Here is a 21,493-nt window from a genome sequence, read left to right on the forward strand (position 1 = left end):
TTTGGTTAATCTAAACGCTTTTTCACTTTTACACTGAGTTTCGTTATATACTCTGCTTCATTTTTAGACAAGAGTGAATGAAGCAAATACTCCTCAAAGACATCTCCATCCAGCATCATGTCCTCTTTCTCGATTACATCTAACAAGCGCGAATAAGCAGATTCAATCTCTTCATATGATCCTTGATCATACATCACCGCATAAAGGCCCGCAGGTTTTTTAACTGCTCCCGGCGCTTCCATTCGGCAAAACAGCTGATCTGACTGATGATAGTGGCGCTGAAGAAACTGCTCCTTTTTTAAGACAGCACCATTTGCCGCAGCCCCTTTTATGCCAATTTCTTTTAGAAAATGTCCAACAATACGAGATATTTCTTCTACGGATGTATTCATGTCAATCGGGTTCGGTGCACTTAATACAACTGGTTCTTCTGGGAGCTCTTGAAACAAGACCTCCCCTATTTTCACAGATGATAGTTCATGCGTCGTCTCCATGACCCGCATAAGAAAAGACTGGATATCTTGAAGTTTTTCAATCTCTTGTTTGACCTTGTCTATTTGTTCTGCTGCTAGGCTTTGGAGCCTTTCGCGGGACGGCTCAGTGAAATATTGTTTTAACTCTTTTATCGGAAATTGCACAGCTCGAAGGGATTGAATCGCTATAAAATGATCAAATTGCTCAAGTGTATAGTAACGGTACCCATTTTCATGAACACCAGCTGGCTTAAATAAATCAATTTTATCGTAATAAAACAAGGTATCTTTCTTTACATCAAATAGCTTGGCAAATTCTCCAGTGAAAAATGTTTTTTGCACATCATTCATCATCATTAAGGCTCCTCTCTTGACTATGGAGTTACTCCACCCTTTATGATAACATGCAGAACACTACTACGCTTGGAAAGGATAAAAACATGAACAACATCACTCAACATGAAGTGACATTAGAACTGGCAAAAAAAGAGGACTTCCCTTCAATGAAAAAAGAGCTGCAGAAAGCTTTTACAGCTGGCGTGATCGATGCATTTGGCGATGCGCATGATGGACCGATTCCTCCAGGTGAAGTGATTGATGAATCTTTTCATTCGAATGAACACATTGTTTATCATATTATGCTAAATGGCGAAAAAGCAGGCGGCGTTGTCATTAAAATCAACCACGAGACCCACCACAACTCAGTTGACTTATTATACATCTCTTCATCCTCACACGGAAAAGGCATTGGTCAGGCAGCATGGAAAGCCATCGAGGCGCAATATCCAGAAACGATTGTTTGGGAAGTTGTGACTCCGTATTTTGAAAAACGCAACATTCATTTCTATGTCAATAAGTGCGGCTTTCAAATTGTGGAGTTTTATCATATGAAACATCCAGATCCGAACGCACCTCATGAAACTGATCAAGAAAATCAGCATACTGCACCTGAGGAATTTGAATTTTTTAAGTTTGAGAAAGTGATGAAGAAAACCTGCTCTAGCCAATAAATATCTGCATCAAAAAAACACTACCCCATGAAAAAAGGTAGTGTTTTTTGAATCTCATCTAGCTTCTAATCTGACCGTCTCCAGACAGAAGTAACTTCGTTGTTGTGAGTGCTGGAAGCCCCATTGGACCTCTGGCGTGCAGTTTTTGAGTGGAGATACCAATTTCAGCCCCGTATCCAAGTGCACCGCCGTCTGTAAACCGAGTAGATGCGTTATGATAAACCGCCGCCGCATCGACTTCGTTTAAAAACATGAGTGCTTGCTCTTCATCCTCTGTCACGATGGCTTCTGAATGTTTTGTACCGTACTTTTCAATATGGTGGATCGCTTCCTCGATGGAATCGACTACCTTTACGGCAAGATCAAGACTTAAATACTCATCTGTCCAGTCCACTTCCACAGCAGGAATGGCGTTTGAAAAATGAGGCAGTGCAGCCTCGTCGCCATGTACGGTGACATGGTGCTCTAGCAGGGCTTCATTCAGCGATGCCGCATTTTCTTTCAGCCAATCGCGATGGATGATTAGCGTCTCAAGTGCATTACATACAGCTGGACGATTCGTTTTTGCATTGATGACAATCTCAATGGCTTTTTTCACATTGGCTGTTTGATCAATAAAGACATGACAGTTTCCTGTTCCTGTTTCAAGGACGGGAATGGTAGATTGTTCAACCACTGTTTTAATTAAAGAAGCTCCGCCTCGCGGAATTAAGACATCAATCCATTCTTTTAGATGAAGCATCGCTTGAACCGATGAACGGTCTGTTTGTTCTATCAATTGCACCGCATCACGCGGGATCTTTGTTTGATCCAATGCTTCATGAATCACACTCACAATGGCTTTGTTGGAAGAAATAGCGGAGGAACCGCCTTTTAAAATCACTGCGTTGCCTACCTTGAGGGCAAGCCCTGCTGCATCGACAGTGACGTTCGGTCTCGCTTCATAGATCATCCCGATCACGCCGAGCGGTACTCTTCGGCTTTTCACATACAAGCCATTTTCAAGAGTCCATTCATCCAATATTTCTCCAACAGGATCTGTTAATCTCGTCACAAGCCGCAAGCTTTCGGCAAACTCATGAATTCTTTCTTCATTTAACATTAAACGATCCAAGAGTGCCTCTGAAAAGCCCTTTTCCTTCCCGGCATCTATATCCTTTTGATTCTCTTGCAAGATGAACGTGCTATTTTGTTCTAACGCTTCTGCTAGTTTCAGCAGTGCCTCGTTTTTATCCTCTGTATGAAGTAAACCTAGTTTTTTTGAAACGTACTTTGCTTTTTTTGCTTTTTCTTTGACCGATGTGACAACTTCAGCTGTCAGTGTCATGGAATTCCTCCCTTTTGGTTAGCAAACTGGTATCGATAGATCTAAATGACAAACAAATGCTTCAAGATCGACGACATGCACTACTTCATCCTGCAAGAAGTCACGCTTTTGGATGAGTTCATCTGACGAATAATTCACAATGCCCAGTCCGATTTCTCTTTCATCTTGATCTAAAATACGGACGACATCCCTTTTTTTAAACGAACCCTTCACATTGACAATGCCATCGGAATCGAGGCTTCTCTCACGGTGCATGAGGAGTTCCTGTGTTTTCTCACGAATGACGATCTCGCCTTTTGGTCCAGAATGAAAGGCAATCCACTGCTTCTTGTAATTCAGCGGTGCTAAATTTTCATCAGCAGTAAAATAAGTGCCGTCCTCTGTTCCATTAATGGCTTTGTCTAAAATGTGAGGCGTATCCGCTTTTCCTAAAAAGCCATTGATACCAGCGGCCATTGAAATTTTAAACGCATCGAGCTTTGATTTCATTCCGCCTGTGCCCACACTGCTGCCTGCATCTCCAGCCGCTGCTTCGATGTCTTCTGTGATGTCTGTGACTTCCAGAATTCGCTTCGCATTTGGGTTTGTATGCGGGTTATCTTCATACAAGCCATCAATATCAGATAAAATGGCAAGGAAATCCGCATCAATGAGTCCAGCTACTTTTGCAGACAATGTATCGTTATCTCCGAACTTCAAGCGGTTAATCGTCACTGTATCATTTTCATTGATAATCGGAATAATGCCTCGATCTAATAACACATTCATCGTGTTGCGCACATTTTGATAGCGTGTTTCATCTGAAAAATCACTTCTTGTGATTAAAAGCTGTGAGGCAATATAACCGTGTGATAAAAATAAAGTAGAATATGATTCCATTAAAAGGCCTTGCCCGATTGAGGCAGATGCCTGTTTTTCCGGCAGTGTTTTGGGTCTATCGATAAATCCTAGTTTTCGGTAGCCAGCTGCAACCGCACCAGATGAAACCAAAATGACTTCGTGCCCTTCATCTTTGAGTTTCACAATTTGATTGACGAGGTTTTCTAGTTTTTTTAAACTAATCTCTCCTTGAAAGCTAGTAAGAGAGCTGCTTCCGATTTTTACAACAATTCGTTTTCTCTCTTTATCTGCGTACACCTTATCACTCCTGTACCTAAGCTCTATTTATATAGATACTTTTTGTTTTTGCTGTTTGCTGATCTCTTTTGATCGATTGGTAGCATGTTTGACGGCCTGCTTGATTGCTTCTCCTCCGCCAAAATCATCTAATGCATTCAGTCCTGCAGCTGTTGTTCCATTTGGTGACGTAATTTTCTCTCTCAGAGTAGAAGGGTTTTCCTCTGTTTCTTGCAGCATTTTCGCAGCACCGAGAAGTGTCTGCGCGCCAATTTGGCGAGACAATTCCTTAGATAAACCTGCTTCTTCTCCTGCTTCTTCGATTCTTTCCATTAAGAAATAAAAATAGGCTGGTCCGCTTCCGGCAATTCCAGTAAAAATATCCATTTGCTCTTCCTGAATGGTATACACTTCGCCCATTTCAGATAAAAGAGCCTGACTCATGCTGATATGGTCGTCTTTCACATAACGTCCAGCACATAAAGCGGTCGCTGAAGCCCCGATCGTACTTGACGTATTCGGCATGACCCTCATCACGGGCTGCCCTTCATGCAGCATATCTTCAATATACGATTGCTTCACGCCTGCAAGGACAGACAAGATCAGCTGGTCTCTCTGAATATGAGGTTTTAACGATTCAAGTGCTGTTTCAGCATCCTTTGGCTTCATGGCCAGGATCAACATATCCATTTCTTCAAAAGGAAAAGAATCCATTGTGGCTGTTTGTATTCCGTAACGTGTCGTTAGTTCATTCAATCGAAGTTGATTTTGTCTGTTTGTTGCGTAAATTTGGCCTAGCGGCATTTGTCCTGATCGTACAATCCCTGCAATCATTCCTTCCGCCATAGAACCTGCTCCAATGAAAGCAACTTTCTTTTGATCAATGATATTGATCCTCTCCCTTGTTCGCTTTTTGTTCGTGTTTTTCGCACGTAAGTTATCGTAACATGATGAGAAATCGTGTCAAGAAAGAGCCAGCGCTTTTCAAAAGTCCCGAATACGCGTTCAACCGCTTGCTGTATGTATACTGACTGCGCTTTTGCAAAACAACATTTTAGATCTAAAGAACTATATGCATTTGCATCATAGTACCCTTTCGTTCGACTGAATTCCCCATTTTATTTTTGGTTTCGGTGACTTCAATTCTATTTTATAGAAAGCGCTATCATTTCTAATGGATTTCTATTTTCCTATATGACGAATGTGCTTGAATCTTCCGATTAGACTATTGACATATTTTAGAAAACATGTCCGTTGAAATGATATTTTACGGGTGATACCGTGAAAGGGAAACTAAGTGAAAAAGGAGCGTTCATAATGAAAGTGAAAGAAAACTATATCAATGTCATTCCAATGAAAGAAATCCGTTCGACCGATGACCTTCTTTTCCCGTTCCCTATTTACAATGAGCTACGTGCGCAGAGTGATATTAGATATGATGAAACAAGAAAGTGCTGGGATCTCTTTCGATATGCGGATATCCAGTCTGTTCTGAAGCAGCCAAAAGTGTTCTCATCACAGCGAGGAAGAAGCACGACAAAAACGAGTATTTTAACGATGGACCCACCAAAGCATACAAAAATGAGAGCACTCGTCAATAAAGCATTCACGCCAAAAGCGATTAAACAATTAGAAGATAACATTAAAGACCTGACACATGACCTGCTGCAACAAGTCAAGGATCAGCGTACGTTTGATATCGCGGAAGATCTAGCAGCTCCCCTGCCTGTCATGATTATTGCTGAGCTTCTCGGCGCAGAGGTAAAGGATAGAGCGTTCATTAAGAAACATTCTGATGCCCTAGTAGCAGGTGCAAAGGATGAATCAAAAGAAGCCATTCAAGCAGTAGTCGATATGCAGAAACGCGCAGAGGAAGAGCTGTCCACTTATTTTGCTCACTTGATCCAAAAACGAAAAGAATCCCCTGCTGATGACCTGATCTCACTTCTTATTCAAGCAGAAATCGACGGTGAGCGTTTAACCGAGAATGAACTACTTGGTTTTTGTATTCTATTACTTGTTGCTGGTAATGAGACAACGACCAATTTGATTACAAATGCAGTAAGACTGCTAACAGAGCAGCCGCATATCGCCGAAGCAGTACGGCAAGATCCTTCTCTTATTCCTCAATTGACCGAGGAAACGTTACGCTATTACCCGCCTGTTCAAGCCATTGGGCGAATCGCGGCCGAGGATGTTGAGATTGCAGGCTCGAAAATTAAAAAAGGAGACTATCTCATTAGCTGGGTCGCTTCAGCAAATCGTGATGAACAGAAATTTGACGATCCGGATACGTTCCGTCTTGACCGGAAATCAAACCCACATATGAGCTTTGGCTTTGGCATTCATTTTTGTCTCGGTGCACCGCTTGCCCGCCTTGAGAGCAACATTGCCCTTGAGGTTTTACTCCAGACGTTTCAAGACATCACCTGTGCGGCAGATCAGCTAAAACCTATTCAAAGCACATTTGTTTTTGGGGTAAAAGAATTTCCTGTACAGGTCACCCGTTTTTAAAAGTCCCTTTTGAGGGGCTTTTTTTCATTTTCTTCAATTCATCATCTCTTTCTTACCTTCCACCTCCGAACATGCTAAAATAAAGTCCATATAAAGTGATAACGGATTTCAGAAAAGGAGCCAAAAATTCATGACCGATTATACAGCAATGAAAGACGGAATATTCAAATCAGTTTGTTCGTTAGATTGCCCGGATCAGTGCGGTCTTTTGATACATAAAGAAAATGGAAAGATCGTAAAAGTGCAGGGAGATCCAGACCACCCCGTCACCCAAGGCAACATATGTAACAAAGTGCGGAATGTCACAGCCCGTTTATATGATGAAAAGCGACTGACCACTCCTTTGAAGCGTGTTGGCCGCAAAGGCGATGGACAATTTGCCCCGATTACGTGGGAAGAAGCCATTGAAACCATTCGGCAAAAATGGACAAAACTGATTGAAGAAAAAGGTCCAGAAAGTATTCTGCCTTACAGCTTTTATGGGAATATGGGCAATCTGAATGCAGAAGGCATGGACCGCCGCTTTTTCTATCGTCTTGGTTCAAGTCAATTAGACCGGACCATCTGTCAGTCAGCAGGAACGACTGGCTATAAATATACAATGGGTGCAAGCATTGGGACAGATCCAGAAGAGACCATTCATACGAAACTATTCATCTTTTGGGGCATCAATGCCGTGTCGACCAATATGCACCAAATCACCCTTGCACAAAAAGCGCGAAAGCAAGGAGCAAAGATTGTCGTGATTGATGTTCACAAGAACCAAACTGGACGGATGGCAGATTGGTTCATTCCGCTTCGACCTGGTACTGACAGTGCACTTGCCCTTGGCATCATGCATGTCCTTTTTAAAGAAGGACTGACAGATGAAGCCTTTTTAGAATCTTATACAACCGGTCATAAGGAGCTGCGTGAGCATGTGAAGCAGTATGATCCAGACACTGTTGAGGGCATCACGGGGGTTTCTAAAGAGGATATCCTTACACTTGCAAGAATGTACGCAGAAACATCGCCATCTCTTATTCGTATTGGCAATGGTTTGCAGCACCATGATAATGGCGGGATGAGTATTCGAACCATTTCCTGCCTCCCTGCCCTAACTGGTCAGTGGCTCCACAAGGGCGGCGGTGCGATGAAATCAAACTCTTCTTTTCTCAGCTATAATGAAACAGCTCTTCAGCGGCCGGATTTATTAAAGGAACGCACGCCAAGATCATTTAATATGAATCAGCTGGGCAGTGTGCTGACAAATGCAGCGCCTTCCATTGATTCACTCTTTGTTTACTCGTCTAACCCAGCCGTTGTCGCGCCTGAAGCAAATAAAGTAAGAGAAGGTTTGCTGAGAGATGACTTATTTACAGTCGTTCATGATCTATTTCTGACAGAGACAGCTAAGTATGCAGACATTGTCCTGCCGGCCACATCCGCTTTTGAAAATGAGGATTTCTATACATCATACTGGCACCATTATATTCAAATTCAAGAGCCAGTGATTGAACGCTATGGAGAAAGCAAATCCAATACGGAAGTGTTCCGCTTGTTAGCCCATGCGATGGGCTTTGAAGATGAAGCCTTCCGCGAGACAGATGCGGAACTCATGGAACAAGCCCTTCATCATCCAGAAAATCCGCATTATGAGGACATTTCATACGAGGCATTAAAAGAAAAGAAATGGATCAAAGCAAAACGAGGACCTTTCCAAGACTTAAAGCTCTCTACCCCGAGCGGCAAAATTGAGCTTTATTCTGAACAAATGAAAAAAGACGGATATCCAGCACTGCCAACCTACGTGCCCCTTTATCAGGAAAGCGAATATCCGCTTACCTTTATACCGGGACCGAATCATAATTTCCTTAACTCGACCTTCTCACTTCATGAAAAGCATCAAAAGCTCGAGAAGTTTCCTAAGCTTCACATGAATGAAGTTGATGCAAAGGCAAGAGAGATTGAAGATGGTGACATGGTGCGTGTGCTGAATGACCGAGGAGAATGCGAGCTTGTCGTGTCAGTCGGTCACAATGTATTACCTGGTGTTGTGGTCAGTCAAGGATTATGGGCAGATCAAAAAGGCAAAAAACAGCTAGTCAACGGACTAACACCTGATCGGCTAGCAGATATGGGCGGCGGTGCGACGTTCTTTTCTGGCAGAGTGGAAGTTGAAAAATGATCATAGACAGAAGAAAAGCCAGCAAAAACTGCTGGCTTTTTAATGCTTTCTATTGACCAATAAACAACTGGTTGGTCGTTACATTCGCACTTCCGTTGCTTTGATAGCCTTCTACAGTAAATGCCGTTTCATACATTTTGCCCATTGGCATCCCTAAGCTTTCCCATTTTTTGAAATGTGCACTGACAGATACCGTTCCACTCGTACGTTTCGATTGACGTACACTCCAATATTGCTTGAAGGTCGCAATTCCAATAATGGAAGGCTGATTGACACGGGTCGTTTCATAAATGTCATACGTGCCCCCATCTGCATAAAATGATCCTTTATACGTTCCTGTTGGGCGATAGGTGCCCCATGAATCAACAATGTAGTATTCTGCTAATGGAGATTGTGTCCAGCCATAGACACATAAGTAGGAATTCCCACCTGGGTTAAAGTTTGCGTTGTAATTGATAGAGATGTTGCCAAGCTGATGATGAGTTTTAGTGGAATCAAACTTCTTTCCTTTTCTAAATAAAGCATTATTAATATTGTTCCAGCCTGCACTAAATGCCCCGCCGTTATTAAGTGTCATCGAGGTGTTTCCATGATCCTTCCATAATTCGTAATCATACCCGCTATGTGTACCTACTTCATTATTATAAATCGTTTTCGCATAAGCTGGTACAGCAGTTAGTGTCAACACAAACCCAATACACATCACAAACAACAGCCTCAATCTTTTCAAATTCATTTTCCATCCCTCTCCTTTTTTCATTAAAATTGTTCTGCCTTCTCTAAGATGAAGCGAGCTCATCACCTCCTTTCATATCACCATTCTCTGCTAGACGGAACGGTATTGTTCTAACCCGGCATGGATGTCTCTTGTTTGTGTATAGATCTTTTGATACAGATGAAATAGATCAGCATATATACTTGCATGTTGCTGCTCTGGCTCATAGACAGCAGCTTGATGAATAAACTGATCTGCACATGTCTCAAGCGATGGATACCAGCCGCAACCAACGGCGGCCAGCATAGCTGCACCTAAAGCAGGCCCTTGTTCATTTTCTAACTGGATGACCTCAGCCTGAAAAATGTCTGCTTGCATTTGAAGCCATGTCCGGCTTCTTGCACCGCCCCCAATGGACACAATAGAATCTATGTGTTTTCCTGCTTGCCGGAATAAGGCAATAGATTCATTTAACGAGAAGGTAATCCCTTCTAGCACAGCCCTGACGACATGCGCCCTTTCATGTCGGCTGTCTAAACCAATCAAGCTTCCACGAATGGTAGAATCCGCATGAGGTGTTCTCTCCCCTACTAAATATGGCGTGAAGAGCAATCCATTCGCTCCTGGCGCGACATCAACTGCACCCTCTAAAAGTGATTGGAACGATTCCTCTGGAGCCAGTAAATGTTTTACCCAATTAAGGCTATATCCTGCTGAAAGGGTGACACCCATTGTGTAGAAAGCATCTTTTTTTGCATGATGGAACAAATGCAAGTTTCCTTTAAGCTCTCTTTCATGATCCTCTTCGTAAGAGAGAATGACGCCAGATGTACCAATGCTGCATAACGTGCGGCCAGAGGATAAAATACCAGCACCAATTGCTCCGCAAGCATTGTCTGCCCCGCCAGCAAAGACTTTTGCCCCCTCTTCGATCCCCGTCTCACGTGCAATGTGCGGAAATAGTGTACCAACCTCTTCCTCTGATGAGATAAGCGGCGGACAAATATGAGGAGGAATATTAAATGCCTGACAAATTTCTTTACTCCACGCTTGCTCTCCAATATTTAACAGCAATGTGCCAGCCGCATCAGAATAATCGATATGAACAGTCCCTGTTAAACGAAATCTGACATAATCTTTTGGGAGTAAAAACATGTCGATTTGTTGATCAATTTCTGGTTCATGTTCCTTTACCCATAATAATTTTGGCAGTGTAAATCCTTCTAACGCCTGATTTTTCGTGATCTTTTGCAGCTGTTTCCCCAGCTTTTTTGTGATGCGTGTACATTGTGCAGTCGTTCGTGTATCATTCCATAAAATCGCAGGGCGGAGCACCTCGCGGGATTCATTTAAAAGAACCAGACCATGCATCTGTCCAGAAAAGCTGATGCCCTCTACTTTCTTTGAAAGAACAGGCTGTCTTGCCATCAGTTCTTTCATCGCAGCCACTGTCTGCTCAACCCAATCCTCTGGGTTCTGTTCACAATATCCAGGTTTATGTTGAATGAGGCGGTAAGGCTTAGTGGCCTCGCCGCACACCTTTCCATTCTCATCGACTAATATGGCTTTGACTCCGCTCGTTCCAAGATCAATTCCCATCACATACTTCATGTCTTCACTCCTTCAAAACAGGTCCGCTTCTTCAATCAATCTTCTAACAAGTATTGATTTAACCGGGCTTTCAACTGTTCCTCTCTTCCCGATTCGTTTCTGATTAAAGGGTGTTTGAGCGCATACTCTTCTAATGTATGAAAGTTTGCCTTTCCTTCTGAAATGTCACGGCCAATCCCTTCAGAAAAACTGCGATACCGGTGCTTGATCACATCTTCAAACACACGATCTTCTATGAGTCTATGAGCGACCCGCAGTCCTTTTGCGAATGCATCCATACCCGCAATATGGGCATACAAAATATCTTCAAGCTCAAAAGAAGCTCTTCTCACTTTTGCATCAAAATTGAGACCGCCAGTTCCTAGTCCGCCATTTTGCAAAATTTCATACATGGCAAGAGTTGTGGCATATAAATCGGTTGGAAATTCATCAGTGTCCCAGCCAAGCAGCGTGTTCCCTTGGTTCGCATCTACAGAACCGAGCAATCCATGTATTCTTGAGACGCGTAATTCATGCTCAAACGTATGACCAGCAAGCGTCGCATGATTGGCCTCGATATTCAATTTAAAATGTGAATCTAGTCCATATTGCTTTAAAAAGGCAATAGATGTCGCTGCATCTGCATCGTATTGATGAGTGGTTGGCTCCTTTGGCTTAGGCTCAATTAAAAATTGGCCAGTGTATCCAATCTCCTTTGCATAATCAACAGCCATATGCAAGAATGACGCCATGTGGTCAAGCTCTCTTTTCATATCAGTATTCAGCAGAGTATCGTATCCTTCTCGTCCTCCCCAGAAAACGTAATTTTCTGCGCCAAGTTCTTTAGCTGTTTCGATGCCTTTTTTCACCTGTGCGGCTGCATAAGCAAAGACATCTGCATGACAAGATGTCGCTGCGCCGTGTACAAACCTAGGATGCTTAAACATATTGGCCGTATTCCACAGCAGCTTGACTCCGCTATCACGCATGTATTCTTTCATTCTTTCTAAAATGATGTCTAATTGCTGATTCGTCTCTTGAAGCGTATCTCCCTCCGGTGCAATGTCACGGTCATGGAAGGAAAAATACGGAACATCCAATAGATCAAACAGTTGAAAGGCTACTTCCAATCTAGCTTTTGCTAAATCCATCCCGCTATAGGAGTCCCAGGCCCTCTGCATCGTACCAGTTCCAAACATGTCTGTTCCATCAGCAGTCAATGTATGCCAATAAGCGACTGAGAAGCGCAGATGATCTTTCATAGTTTTTCCGCCAATCACTTCGCTTGGATCATAGTGTTTAAAAGCGAGTGGGTTTTTTGATTGTTTTCCTTCAAATTGTATTTTTCCGATTCCTTCTAAGCTGTGTAACGTTTTCATATTTGAGTTGGCCATCTTTTATTCCTCCTATGAATATCTTAGTAAGTTGATTCAACAAACTAATGTTCAATTGATGATCAATTCACTTCGAATTTTCCACATTTTTTAGTTTTTTAGAAATATTTTCGTTATAATAAAGTTAAAATCATCCTTCTTACAGATTACAGGCGAAGAAAAACAGCTTTTTTCTTCACTTAATCTAAAGACGAAACAAATGGAGTGGATAACATGGATATCGCTGATCAGAACTTTGTGAAAAAAATAAATCAAAAGCTATTATTAAAAGAAATTCTCCAGCATGCGCCAATTTCTAGAGCCAAATTATCTGAACGCACTGGGTTAAATAAATCGACTGTTTCCTCTCAAGTGAGTACATTAATGAAAGAGCAACTCGTCTATGAGATCGGCCAAGGTGAGTCTAGCGGCGGGAGAAGACCGGTTTTACTGATGTTTAATAAACGTGCTGGCTGCTCCATCGGGATTGATGTCGGCGTTGATTATGTCAATGGCATTTTAACCGACCTTGAAGGGTCCATCCTTCAAGAAGAGCAGATCAGGCTCCCATCAAGCGCTCCTGATGTGACCATACGCATATTAACTGAATTAATACAGCAGTTGATGGCACAAATCCCCTCTTCCCCATATGGGCTCATAGGTATTGGCCTATGTATACCCGGGCTAGTGGATGCCGATCAACAAATCGTGTTTACGCCGCATTCTAAATGGAAAAATGTTGACCTAAAAACAACGCTCCAAGACGCATTCCAAGTACCCATATTCATTGAAAATGAAGCAAATGCTGGTGCATATGGTGAAAAAATCTTTGGTGCCGCTAAACATTATGATCATTTGATCTATGCCAGCATCGGCACTGGCATTGGAATCGGGATCATTATCAATCATCATTTATACAGAGGTGCATACGGCTTTTCTGGTGAAATGGGACATATGACCATCGACTTTAATGGACCAACTTGCAGCTGCGGAAACCGTGGATGTTGGGAGCTGTATGCATCTGAGAAAGCCTTGTTTCAGTCCCTTCAAACAAATGATCAGCCCATCTCTCACCAAGATGTGGAACAGCTGGCAATGTTAAATGACATGAAAACGCTCAATGCCTTGCGCAACTTTGGTTTTTATCTTGGAGTCGGCCTCACAAACGTCCTGCATACCTTTAACCCGCAAGCGATTATTTTACGAAACAAAGTGATTGAAGCGCAGCCGACGGTTCTACGTGTGATTCAAGAGGAGGTATCCTCAAGGATAGACACTCTATTCAGTTCACATGTCGAGCTGCTTCCTTCGTCATTAGGACACAACGCACCGGTATTAGGGATGACATCTCTCGTCATTGAAGCTTTTCTGCAAGATGCCACCCTCTCACCGTGACAGATTCATAGATAAAAAAGACAGCTCTTACCGTGTTGTCTTTTTTATTTATCTGTTTCCTCATAACGGAAATAGTTGAAATCAGCAGGAAGACGCTCACCACTTGTATCCTGGCACTGCATGCCGACAAATGCCCCTGTAAAAAATCCTCCTCCTCGAATGAAGTCATCAGATAGATGGCTAGATTCAAATATCACATCAATTTCCTTCCAGTCTTTTTGATCAAAAGAATAAGAATAGGTATATGTTTCTTTCTGAACGGTCACTTTTAAATACACATAGGTGACCTCCTCTGGAATGACGATTTTTTGTGTCAATGGCTGAGAAAAGGAAAGGTTTTGACAGGCAGATAATTCAAGAATGCGGCCAAGTTCTTCGTCATATGTCACCTGAAGCGCTGTCCAATTTTCAGTATTGTAATAATTCACAAGACCAGCGGCTTGCTGAAAATTCTCTGGAAAGAACAACACAGCTGTCTCTGCTTCAAAATAAAAGCTTTGCCAGCGCCTTGCAACGAAAGCTTGAGTAAACTTAGATGTTAGAGATTCCTGACCGTATAACCTTAAATGCTGAGGTTTTTCCGTTAATGAACCGATCTGTTCAGTAAAAGGAATTCTTAATGTTTGGAAGTGTCTATTTAACGTTGATTCTTTAAACTCATCGACTGTATGGTAGGTAGGAGCAAAAACCTTTTCGTTGATCGCTGGCGCTTCAACCTCCAGCGTTCCTTCTTTTCCGCCCACAACATACGGCCAGCCATCCTTCCATTCAAGCTTTTGAATCGCTGTTTCTCTTCCTAAAGGACACCACCCTCTCTGTTGAAAAATAGATTCCTTGCTTGATTGAATAGGGCGGCCAGTCAGATGGGCGAGATACCATTCATTTGTATGCGTTTGAACAATGGAAGCATGCCCACATTTTTGAAGCGGATGTTCAGGCGTGTGAAAAGCACTTAAAATTGGGTTATCAGGATGAACCTCATAAGGCCCTTCAATCTGCGGGGAACGGGCAATTGTTGCCGCATGCTCGTACCTGGTGCCTCCTTCTGCTGTTAATAAATAATAGTAATCACCGATGTGATAAAGATGCGGTGCTTCTGTCAATTTAATCGGTGTGCCTTTAAAAATGACCTTCCGCTCACCAATGAGTTTCTTTTCCGTCACGCTATATTCCTGCAGAGCAATACCCGCAAAGGAATGGTGCTTTTCCCTATGATCCCACAGCATATTTAAGACGTATTTCTTCCCGCTTTGGTCATGAAATAAAGAGGGATCAAAGCCAGAGCTATTAAGCTTAACCGGTTCACTCCAATCACCGTCAACTTCACTTGCCGTAACCAAATAATTATGACCATCTTTAAAAGGACCATCCACTACTTTAATATCTGAATAAATGAGCCAAAACTGACCATCTGCATAGCTTAGGCACGGTGCCCATACTCCGCCAGAATCAGGATTCCCTTTCATGTCCAGCTGCGACGTTTTTTGCAAAGGACGCGCAGCAAGCCGCCAATGGACGAGATCCTTCGAATGATAAATTTGCACCCCTGGAAACCATTCAAATGTAGAGACCGCCATGTAATAATCTTCTCCTACACGGCAAATACTTGGATCTGGGTTAAATCCTTTGAGTACTGGATTGGTAATTTTCATTCAACTTCCTCCTCTTTCACGACCTACATTTTAAAATCGTCCATATGATCGATATATACTTGATCCCTATTCTCAAGCTCCCTCACGACTTTTTGGTGCTCTTCTTCATCTAGGTTATAAAAATTAATATCAATCATCGCTAAAATCAGTAAGCATACAGGAATCACTGTTACCGTGATTAAAATGCCAAGCAATGCTTCTGGCGTCTGTATTTGGTTTGCAACATAGCCAAATCGATCGAGTACAAGCCCCGGAACAATTCCGCCTAATGCCATTCCAAATTTAAAGAAAAATCCAATGACTGCGTAGATCAGTCCGCCCATCCTTTTTCCAGTTTTATATTCGCCATATTCAACAGTCTCAGGAATGAGTGCCCACATGTAAGCACCGGCTGTAATACTCCCAGCAGCAGCAACGAGCCTGAAAATCAGTATTAAAGTGATTTGACTCGGCGGTATCACAAGTAAAGCAAGGAGACCTACGATATTCAGCGATAAAGAATAATTCAGCAGCTTTTTCTTTCCTAACAGCTTGTGCAGCTTCGGAATAAACGGCAGCACCATTAAAGCTGGCAGACTGCCAATGAGTCCGTACCATTTCACTAAATCTTCTCTGCCAAGGTTATACGTCACATAATAGATCCCAACAGAGTTGCTGATCGAGTTCACACCAAAAATAATAATAAAGAAAATGCTTAATACAACAAGCGGGCGATTCACTCGTAACTGGACAAAGATATCACTGAATTTAATCTTTTCCTCTGGCTTTTGAAGCGTGACACGTTCATTCGTGCTTTTAAAACAGAAAATCAGTAATGCGCCGCCAAGAACGCCGAGAAAAGCCATCGTCATCTGCCAGCCAAGTGCTGTATTTCCTGTCGTATCACTTAAAAAGGTCGCAAGAAAAGGTACAAAAAAAGCCACAACTAGACCGCCTAGATTGGCAAACACCATACGAACGGACGTAATACTGACAACTTCTTGGTTATTTCTTGTCATTGCAGAAGTTAAAGCACCATAAGGAACGTTGATGAATGTGTATGTAAGCGATAAACCAACATACGTGATGTAGGCATAAATGAGTTTACCCATTTCGGAAAAATCAGGTGTTGTAAAGCAAAGAATGGCAAGTACGACAAAAGGAAAGGCACCGAATAACAAATAAGGTCTGAATCTACCAAAACGGCTGTTCGTCCGGTCCACCATTGCACCAATAAATGGATCTGCAAGCGCATCGATGGCGCGAACAACCAAAAACATCGTCCCTGCTGCTGCCGCTGATAAACCGTACACATCTGTATAGAAAAATAATAGATACGTAGAGACAGTTGCATAAATCAAATTACATGCGAAATCCCCTGAAGCATATCCCACTTTTTCAGACATACGAATCTTCTTTAAATTCTCACTAACCATGAGCTTTCTCCCTTCTTCACTTAACCTCTTCTAACGAACAGATGATGGAGGGCAGCAGCAATCAATACAGGAAATATAAAGCGCTTTCAATTTGTTATAAAAATGTAGCTGAACATCTCTTCCTTTCAGCTTAGCCCAAATACGCAGCAAAACAGTCGAATGACAGAATCATCTCCTTCAATATAGGGATCAATACTTGAAATTCATCTTAGTTTATTGACCAAACAAACTAAGATGAATTCATTTTATAAAATCTGATCTGACTTTTCAATATATTTTGAAAAAATAATCCAAATAATTGATTTCTTGTCATTCGTCTTGTTAAATGATAAGAAAATCTGAAAGAATTCATTTAAAGGTTGCATTCAAGCTCATCCCATGCTATATTAATCAAGCGATGAGCTGAATTGTGTAAGTCGGGTAACATGTCTCTTTGAGACACACACGAATGTGGCGTGTGGTTATTCCGCCTCAATACGCAAAAGACATCTTCTTAGGAAGATGTCTTTTTTCTTACCCTATTTTTGTTCCATTCTCAACCGGTTCATCTGTCGCTAACAACACCACGTCTTCTTTTGACGGCATGCCTCCTAAGACAAGCACTTCTGATTTGAACCCTGCAATTCTTCTTGGCGGGAAATTAACGACCGCTACGATTTGTTTGCCGATAAGATTCTCCGCAGTATAACGCTTTGTCAGCTGAGCACTAGATTGCTTTACACCAATTTCTTCACCAAAATCAATCTTGAGCTTCAACGCAGGCACTCTTGCCTCTGCAAAAAATTCTGCTTCTATGATCGTCCCAACGCGAATATCTAACGCCAAAAACTGTTCAATATCTGCCATCTGACTCTCTCCCCTTCATAAAAGGTAACGTCATCTATTGATTATCCATTGTAGCACATTCATTTTGTCATAGAGGAGGTTCAAAAAGCCTATACAGCGTTAAAATCGCCTTTATAGTTTACATAATAAATTTATTGTCATGTATTAAATGTTTGCATCCTGAAAATGAATTCAGTAAAATGGCAAATAATCCTACTGCTTCCTCCCAAATATATTGGGGAGGGTTCACACTTGTTTACATTATCGGATATGTGGACGTTTTGCTGGTCGTTTTTTGTCATTCTTCCTATTGTTGCCATCCTTCATCAGCTTGGCCATATTGTGGTCGCGTGGATGTTTGGAGCAAAGGTATCCTTTGCGCTTGGCAGAGGGAAAAAAGTGTTGAAAGTAGGCGTCGTTGAAATTAGACGAATCTATTTTCTAGATGCATTTTGCCACTATGAAGAAATGAGGAAAAATAACCGATTGTCGCACATTCTTGTCTACTTAGGCGGTTCATTATGCAACCTGCTCAGTGTTCTCATACTGAATACAATGATCGCCAATGATTTCCTGCCAGAGCACCAATTTTTCTATCAATTTGCTTATTTCTCAGTCTACTATGTATTTTTTGCACTGCTGCCAGTCCAGTATGCAGATCATCATCCGAGTGATGGGCAAGCGATTGTGAACATCATTCGGCACGGTGAACCATGTGACATCATTGACTAACATGATGACTTTCACTGTCAATATGATAATGAATCGTTAAAAAAGGAATACTGAACAGCTTCATTTGATGTACCGCTGTGAGACTTTGATCCGTCTCCGGCTTCATATGAAAGCTTTCTTCCATTGGCAGTTTCATGGTGATAAAAGGCGTATGCAAATACAATCCTTCGTCACCGGTACTGCCTTTTGGACATGCGCTTTTTAATAGAAAATCTTCTTTCTCATTAAAAGGTTTTAAAATAGCTGTCAGCTGAGAATACGGAAGTGGCAGCGTAATATTCATATAACCCGCAGCTGCATCGTAATGAAGAGCATAAAGTGCAAAAAAGACTTGCTCTCCTTTTACATTGTGACGTATCCAAGCCCGAACATTTTCCCTTTCTTCCTTCGGATGTTGAAATCTAGTCAGACGTCCCTTCATCTCATATGGATGACGAGAAAACCCCAAATATAGCTGACCTATTTTCTTAAACAGTGGCTGAAGTAAAAAGACGAACGGCCTTACCCACCAATGAAAGCTGACGGCTGCTTTTAATGTAAAAGCCATAGGGTCTTCATAAAATCTGCGAATCACAGGTGAGACCCTATCAGCTGAAAACGTCGTTCCATTTAATTCATCAAGCGAATCGACTAAACCCAGCTTCTCAGGGTTATGCACGCTTTCCTCTTGAAAAGAGATCATTTGAAACCGGCCATGCACTTTCGAAATCGGAAAGTTCTTCTGCTTTAATTGATCCTTCGGCCCTTCAATCAGCCAGCCAATCAAACCCGGCAAAATCACAAAAAAAGCATTGATACTGCCATGAAACCAAATCATCTGATCAATGCTGATGTAGGTCACACGCATCAGCATACCAGCGGAATAAAGAAGTGATAACACGATCGTCCCCATTAAAACTAAGCTAGAAAACACAACAAGTCCTTTTGCCAAAGTCGACCGAAATCTTGTTTTCATACAAAGGATGCCATATATGTAGAGGGCCATCACATAAAGAATGACGCTGAACGTATCAAATAGACGGGAAAAGCTAATCCCCACAGCAATCATCACAGGCGACAGCAAAATCACCCAGCCCGCCGCTTTGTATAAAGCTGTCTCTTTTGCTTGCTGCCTTCCTAATAATCCATAAAAAAGCGGGATAAAAAAAGCAGAGTAATGAAAATGAATAGCGGTCAAAAGAACAATGATCGGCGAAAATGTCATCACCTGTATATCTGCTGTGTACAGCCAAAACCACAGACCGCCTAAAGCGAGATACATCCATGCGCCATCAATCATCAGCTCATGAAGCGGAAAGATTCCTCTTTTCAGCAAACGACAAAAGCCAAATAACGCCAATAACATTGTATATAAAAGCCATCCCGATGCAAACCAAGCAGAATGATAGATAAAAGCAGTGGTTGCACAAAGAGCTGCTAGTGGAAAGGCTTTCATTAAAAAGCCGATCAGCCTCTCTGGCTTGTGTTTCTTCCCTTCTTTCTCAAAAAAGTGTAAGGCAGCGGGAAGAAAAAATAGAATTGCCATGAGAACAAAAAATTCTGCTATCGAACCTGTCATGAAACGGGTGGCGATAAAACAAGACATGAAGATCAGACTGGATGTCAAATGCCACTTATTCATCATGAGACACCCTTTCTGTAAAACGGCCTTTATATGTAAAAAGAGTACCAAACAGTCGATTTTCCACGTGGACATCAATGGTATATTCACCTGCATGCTCATCGTAGCCTTCCGTTACAGCTGACACACCATAAAGCCATGAAGGCAGCGGCCATTCCATGCCGAACATCAAAAACTTCTGCCGGCCGGATTGGATGTGCAAGAAACCATGCTTTGTTACTGTAAAATGAAGCTCTGACACAAGAAGTCTAGGCTTTCCAAAGTAGTCTAGTACTGTATGACTCTTCTGATCAATGATCATATCAGCATCAAAGTGCCGCTCCTTCTTTGGGAAATAAAACGTTCGATACCAGTGCATCCCTTCCTCCCCCTTATTTGTCACAAAGGGCTCGTTGACAATTTGGAAAGGAATGTTTTTCCCTCTCTCGGGGAAAAAACAACGAAACAGTGGACCCATTCTGAAGATCAATCGAATGAGTCTTGACCCGCCGCCTATTTCCTCCATCGTACCTTCGGCAGTAAACGCGCAGTTGTATCTCTCTTTTAGTTTTGGATGCAGTTTATCGTAATCCTTTACTTGATGACGATGAACGACCATGTCTACCTCCCCTTTTTCGTTTGATAGAAAATACATCTACACAATCTTTTAGGTTGATCATACCTGCAATCGACAAAATGAAAAATGCACTCATCACAAGCGGCTCATGAAGCGTCGTTTGCGGGGATAGGATGCCTATACAAAGCATAATGAGAAGAAACAAACTTTGTAAAATGTAGAGATATTTCTTTGATAGCTTGGGAATTAGCCATAATACGCCTAAAAGCGCATAAAACAATCGAAAACTCGTGCTATGATCAAAAGCCGAATGTGAAAAAGGAATGACCGCTTGGCATAGCCAGACGATGGCAAACAGCAAACAAATCCCGTAATGAGCAAGTGTTCTCTCTAGTAATAACCGAGGATGCGTTCCCTTTTCAAGCCACGTCTTTAATGCACCAAAACTAAAGGCTGTCATAAACCCGATCATCGGGCGAAAAAGAATCCGGTCTGCCCATGTCCATCCTTTTCCTTCTTTCGTTTTGTAATCAAATTGAGTTTGAAACACAATGTGGTCGCTTGTTTTCATATACTTCCAGTAGCCACTGCCTTCTTTGATAAAAGACAATGGGTGTGACGATTTGAAATGAAGTGAGGATGCCCTCTCATTCCGTTCATCCATCATTCTTGTTCGATAAGCTCCTGTCCCTGTGACACTTAAACCAAACCCAAGATGCTTTTCATACAAAAAGGATTGGGGCTGTTCATTTTGAGGTTCATTTAATGAAATGGTTGAAAAGCGCAAATCCCATTGTTCATGAAGCTTTGGATTTTGCGTATATTCCCATACTTTCTCTATCGGTGCATGAATGGTTGTTTCCACATAAACAGGCTTTCTTTTCATCTGCCTCTACTCCTCTATGTGAATTATTTCACATAACAAGCATACCATGTTTCACAAAACTGTCAAATCTTTATTGGTTTTCTGTCAAAAGAATTTGGTCTCCACATTGCCGTCCCCTTCATGATA

The 21,493-nt window shown here is 42.0% G+C and carries 18 protein-coding genes; 5 read left to right on the forward strand and 13 right to left on the reverse strand.

Going from position 1 to position 21,493, the window contains the following annotated elements:
- Positions 1–5: 5 nt before the first annotated feature.
- On the reverse strand, positions 6–827 hold the full coding sequence (locus MKY83_RS09795; protein WP_065098168.1) for a MerR family transcriptional regulator: 822 nt from the start codon (positions 825–827) through the stop codon (positions 6–8).
- 86 nt (positions 828–913) lie between these two features.
- Here MKY83_RS09795 and MKY83_RS09800 point away from each other — a divergent pair, with 86 nt between their 5' ends.
- Positions 914–1,483 (forward strand): GNAT family N-acetyltransferase, encoded by a 570-nt coding sequence (locus MKY83_RS09800; protein WP_065098426.1) that lies wholly within the window; start codon positions 914–916, stop codon positions 1,481–1,483.
- Between the two features lie 58 nt (positions 1,484–1,541).
- Here MKY83_RS09800 and MKY83_RS09805 read toward each other — a convergent pair whose 3' ends face one another.
- From MKY83_RS09805 to proC, 3 genes are read right to left on the reverse strand one after another with little or no spacing between them, the layout of a single operon-like run.
- Entirely contained in the window at positions 1,542–2,810 is a 1,269-nt protein-coding gene (locus MKY83_RS09805) for a glutamate-5-semialdehyde dehydrogenase (protein WP_342488629.1), read from the reverse strand.
- An 18-nt stretch (positions 2,811–2,828) separates the two neighbouring features.
- The gene (gene proB, locus MKY83_RS09810) at positions 2,829–3,947 is read right to left on the reverse strand and encodes a glutamate 5-kinase (RefSeq protein ID WP_044141275.1); all 1,119 of its coding nucleotides are present in this window, start codon (positions 3,945–3,947) and stop codon (positions 2,829–2,831) included.
- A gap of 27 nt (positions 3,948–3,974) precedes the next feature.
- On the reverse strand, positions 3,975–4,820 hold the full coding sequence (proC, locus tag MKY83_RS09815; RefSeq protein ID WP_080550335.1) for a pyrroline-5-carboxylate reductase: 846 nt from the start codon (positions 4,818–4,820) through the stop codon (positions 3,975–3,977).
- A gap of 423 nt (positions 4,821–5,243) precedes the next feature.
- Between proC and MKY83_RS09820 the strand changes: the two genes are divergently transcribed.
- Both MKY83_RS09820 and MKY83_RS09825 read left to right on the forward strand, forming a co-directional pair.
- Entirely contained in the window at positions 5,244–6,440 is a 1,197-nt protein-coding gene (locus MKY83_RS09820) for a cytochrome P450 (protein WP_044141276.1), read from the forward strand.
- A 130-nt stretch (positions 6,441–6,570) separates the two neighbouring features.
- The gene (locus MKY83_RS09825) at positions 6,571–8,607 is read left to right on the forward strand and encodes a molybdopterin oxidoreductase family protein (protein ID WP_342488631.1); all 2,037 of its coding nucleotides are present in this window, start codon (positions 6,571–6,573) and stop codon (positions 8,605–8,607) included.
- 49 nt (positions 8,608–8,656) lie between these two features.
- On the opposite strand, the gene MKY83_RS09830 is transcribed toward MKY83_RS09825, so the two are convergent.
- From MKY83_RS09830 to xylA, 3 genes are all read right to left on the reverse strand, one after another.
- The gene (locus MKY83_RS09830) at positions 8,657–9,343 is read right to left on the reverse strand and encodes a glycoside hydrolase family 11 protein (RefSeq protein WP_113768509.1); all 687 of its coding nucleotides are present in this window, start codon (positions 9,341–9,343) and stop codon (positions 8,657–8,659) included.
- Between the two features lie 90 nt (positions 9,344–9,433).
- A complete protein-coding gene (gene xylB / locus MKY83_RS09835) occupies positions 9,434–10,933 on the reverse strand; it encodes a xylulokinase (RefSeq protein ID WP_342487249.1) in 1,500 nt (499 codons plus the stop codon).
- A 35-nt stretch (positions 10,934–10,968) separates the two neighbouring features.
- The gene (gene xylA, locus MKY83_RS09840; RefSeq protein WP_106065419.1) at positions 10,969–12,306 is read right to left on the reverse strand and encodes a xylose isomerase; all 1,338 of its coding nucleotides are present in this window, start codon (positions 12,304–12,306) and stop codon (positions 10,969–10,971) included.
- A 213-nt stretch (positions 12,307–12,519) separates the two neighbouring features.
- On the opposite strand from xylA, the gene MKY83_RS09845 reads away from it, so the two are divergent.
- Positions 12,520–13,680, forward strand: coding sequence for an ROK family transcriptional regulator (locus tag MKY83_RS09845; protein WP_126741843.1), 1,161 nt, complete (start codon positions 12,520–12,522; stop codon positions 13,678–13,680).
- Positions 13,681–13,724: 44 nt separating this feature from the next.
- On the opposite strand, the gene MKY83_RS09850 is transcribed toward MKY83_RS09845, so the two are convergent.
- The 3 genes from MKY83_RS09850 to csaA form a co-directional block, all read right to left on the reverse strand.
- Positions 13,725–15,332 carry a glycoside hydrolase family 43 protein gene (locus MKY83_RS09850; protein WP_126741841.1) on the reverse strand — a complete coding sequence of 536 codons (1,608 nt, stop codon included), beginning with the start codon at positions 15,330–15,332 and terminating at the stop codon, positions 13,725–13,727.
- A gap of 23 nt (positions 15,333–15,355) precedes the next feature.
- Positions 15,356–16,747 (reverse strand): MFS transporter, encoded by a 1,392-nt coding sequence (locus MKY83_RS09855; RefSeq protein ID WP_065098176.1) that lies wholly within the window; start codon positions 16,745–16,747, stop codon positions 15,356–15,358.
- Positions 16,748–17,260: 513 nt separating this feature from the next.
- On the reverse strand, positions 17,261–17,593 hold the full coding sequence (csaA, locus tag MKY83_RS09860) for a chaperone CsaA (RefSeq protein WP_113768470.1): 333 nt from the start codon (positions 17,591–17,593) through the stop codon (positions 17,261–17,263).
- Between the two features lie 231 nt (positions 17,594–17,824).
- On the opposite strand from csaA, the gene MKY83_RS09865 reads away from it, so the two are divergent.
- A complete protein-coding gene (locus MKY83_RS09865) occupies positions 17,825–18,304 on the forward strand; it encodes a site-2 protease family protein (protein ID WP_003216048.1) in 480 nt (159 codons plus the stop codon).
- On the opposite strand, the gene MKY83_RS09870 is transcribed toward MKY83_RS09865, so the two are convergent.
- The 3 genes from MKY83_RS09870 to MKY83_RS09880 are packed head-to-tail and all read right to left on the reverse strand — an operon-like array spanning position 18,294 to position 21,367.
- Complete coding sequence (locus MKY83_RS09870) at positions 18,294–19,925, reverse strand: YndJ family protein (protein ID WP_342487250.1); 1,632 nt, start codon at positions 19,923–19,925, stop codon at positions 18,294–18,296. The two genes, MKY83_RS09865 and MKY83_RS09870, sit on opposite strands and share 11 nt — an antisense overlap.
- A complete protein-coding gene (locus MKY83_RS09875) occupies positions 19,918–20,523 on the reverse strand; it encodes a DUF4166 domain-containing protein (RefSeq protein ID WP_342487251.1) in 606 nt (201 codons plus the stop codon). The genes MKY83_RS09870 and MKY83_RS09875 overlap by 8 nt, the downstream gene beginning before the upstream one ends.
- Complete coding sequence (locus MKY83_RS09880; protein WP_044141286.1) at positions 20,486–21,367, reverse strand: membrane protein; 882 nt, start codon at positions 21,365–21,367, stop codon at positions 20,486–20,488. Before MKY83_RS09880 ends, MKY83_RS09875 begins: the two co-directional genes overlap by 38 nt.
- Positions 21,368–21,493 lie beyond the last annotated feature (126 nt).

It is taken from the genome of Bacillus sp. FSL M8-0266, from assembly GCF_038613425.1.
In the GTDB taxonomy this organism is placed as follows: domain Bacteria; phylum Bacillota; class Bacilli; order Bacillales; family Bacillaceae; genus Bacillus; species Bacillus pumilus.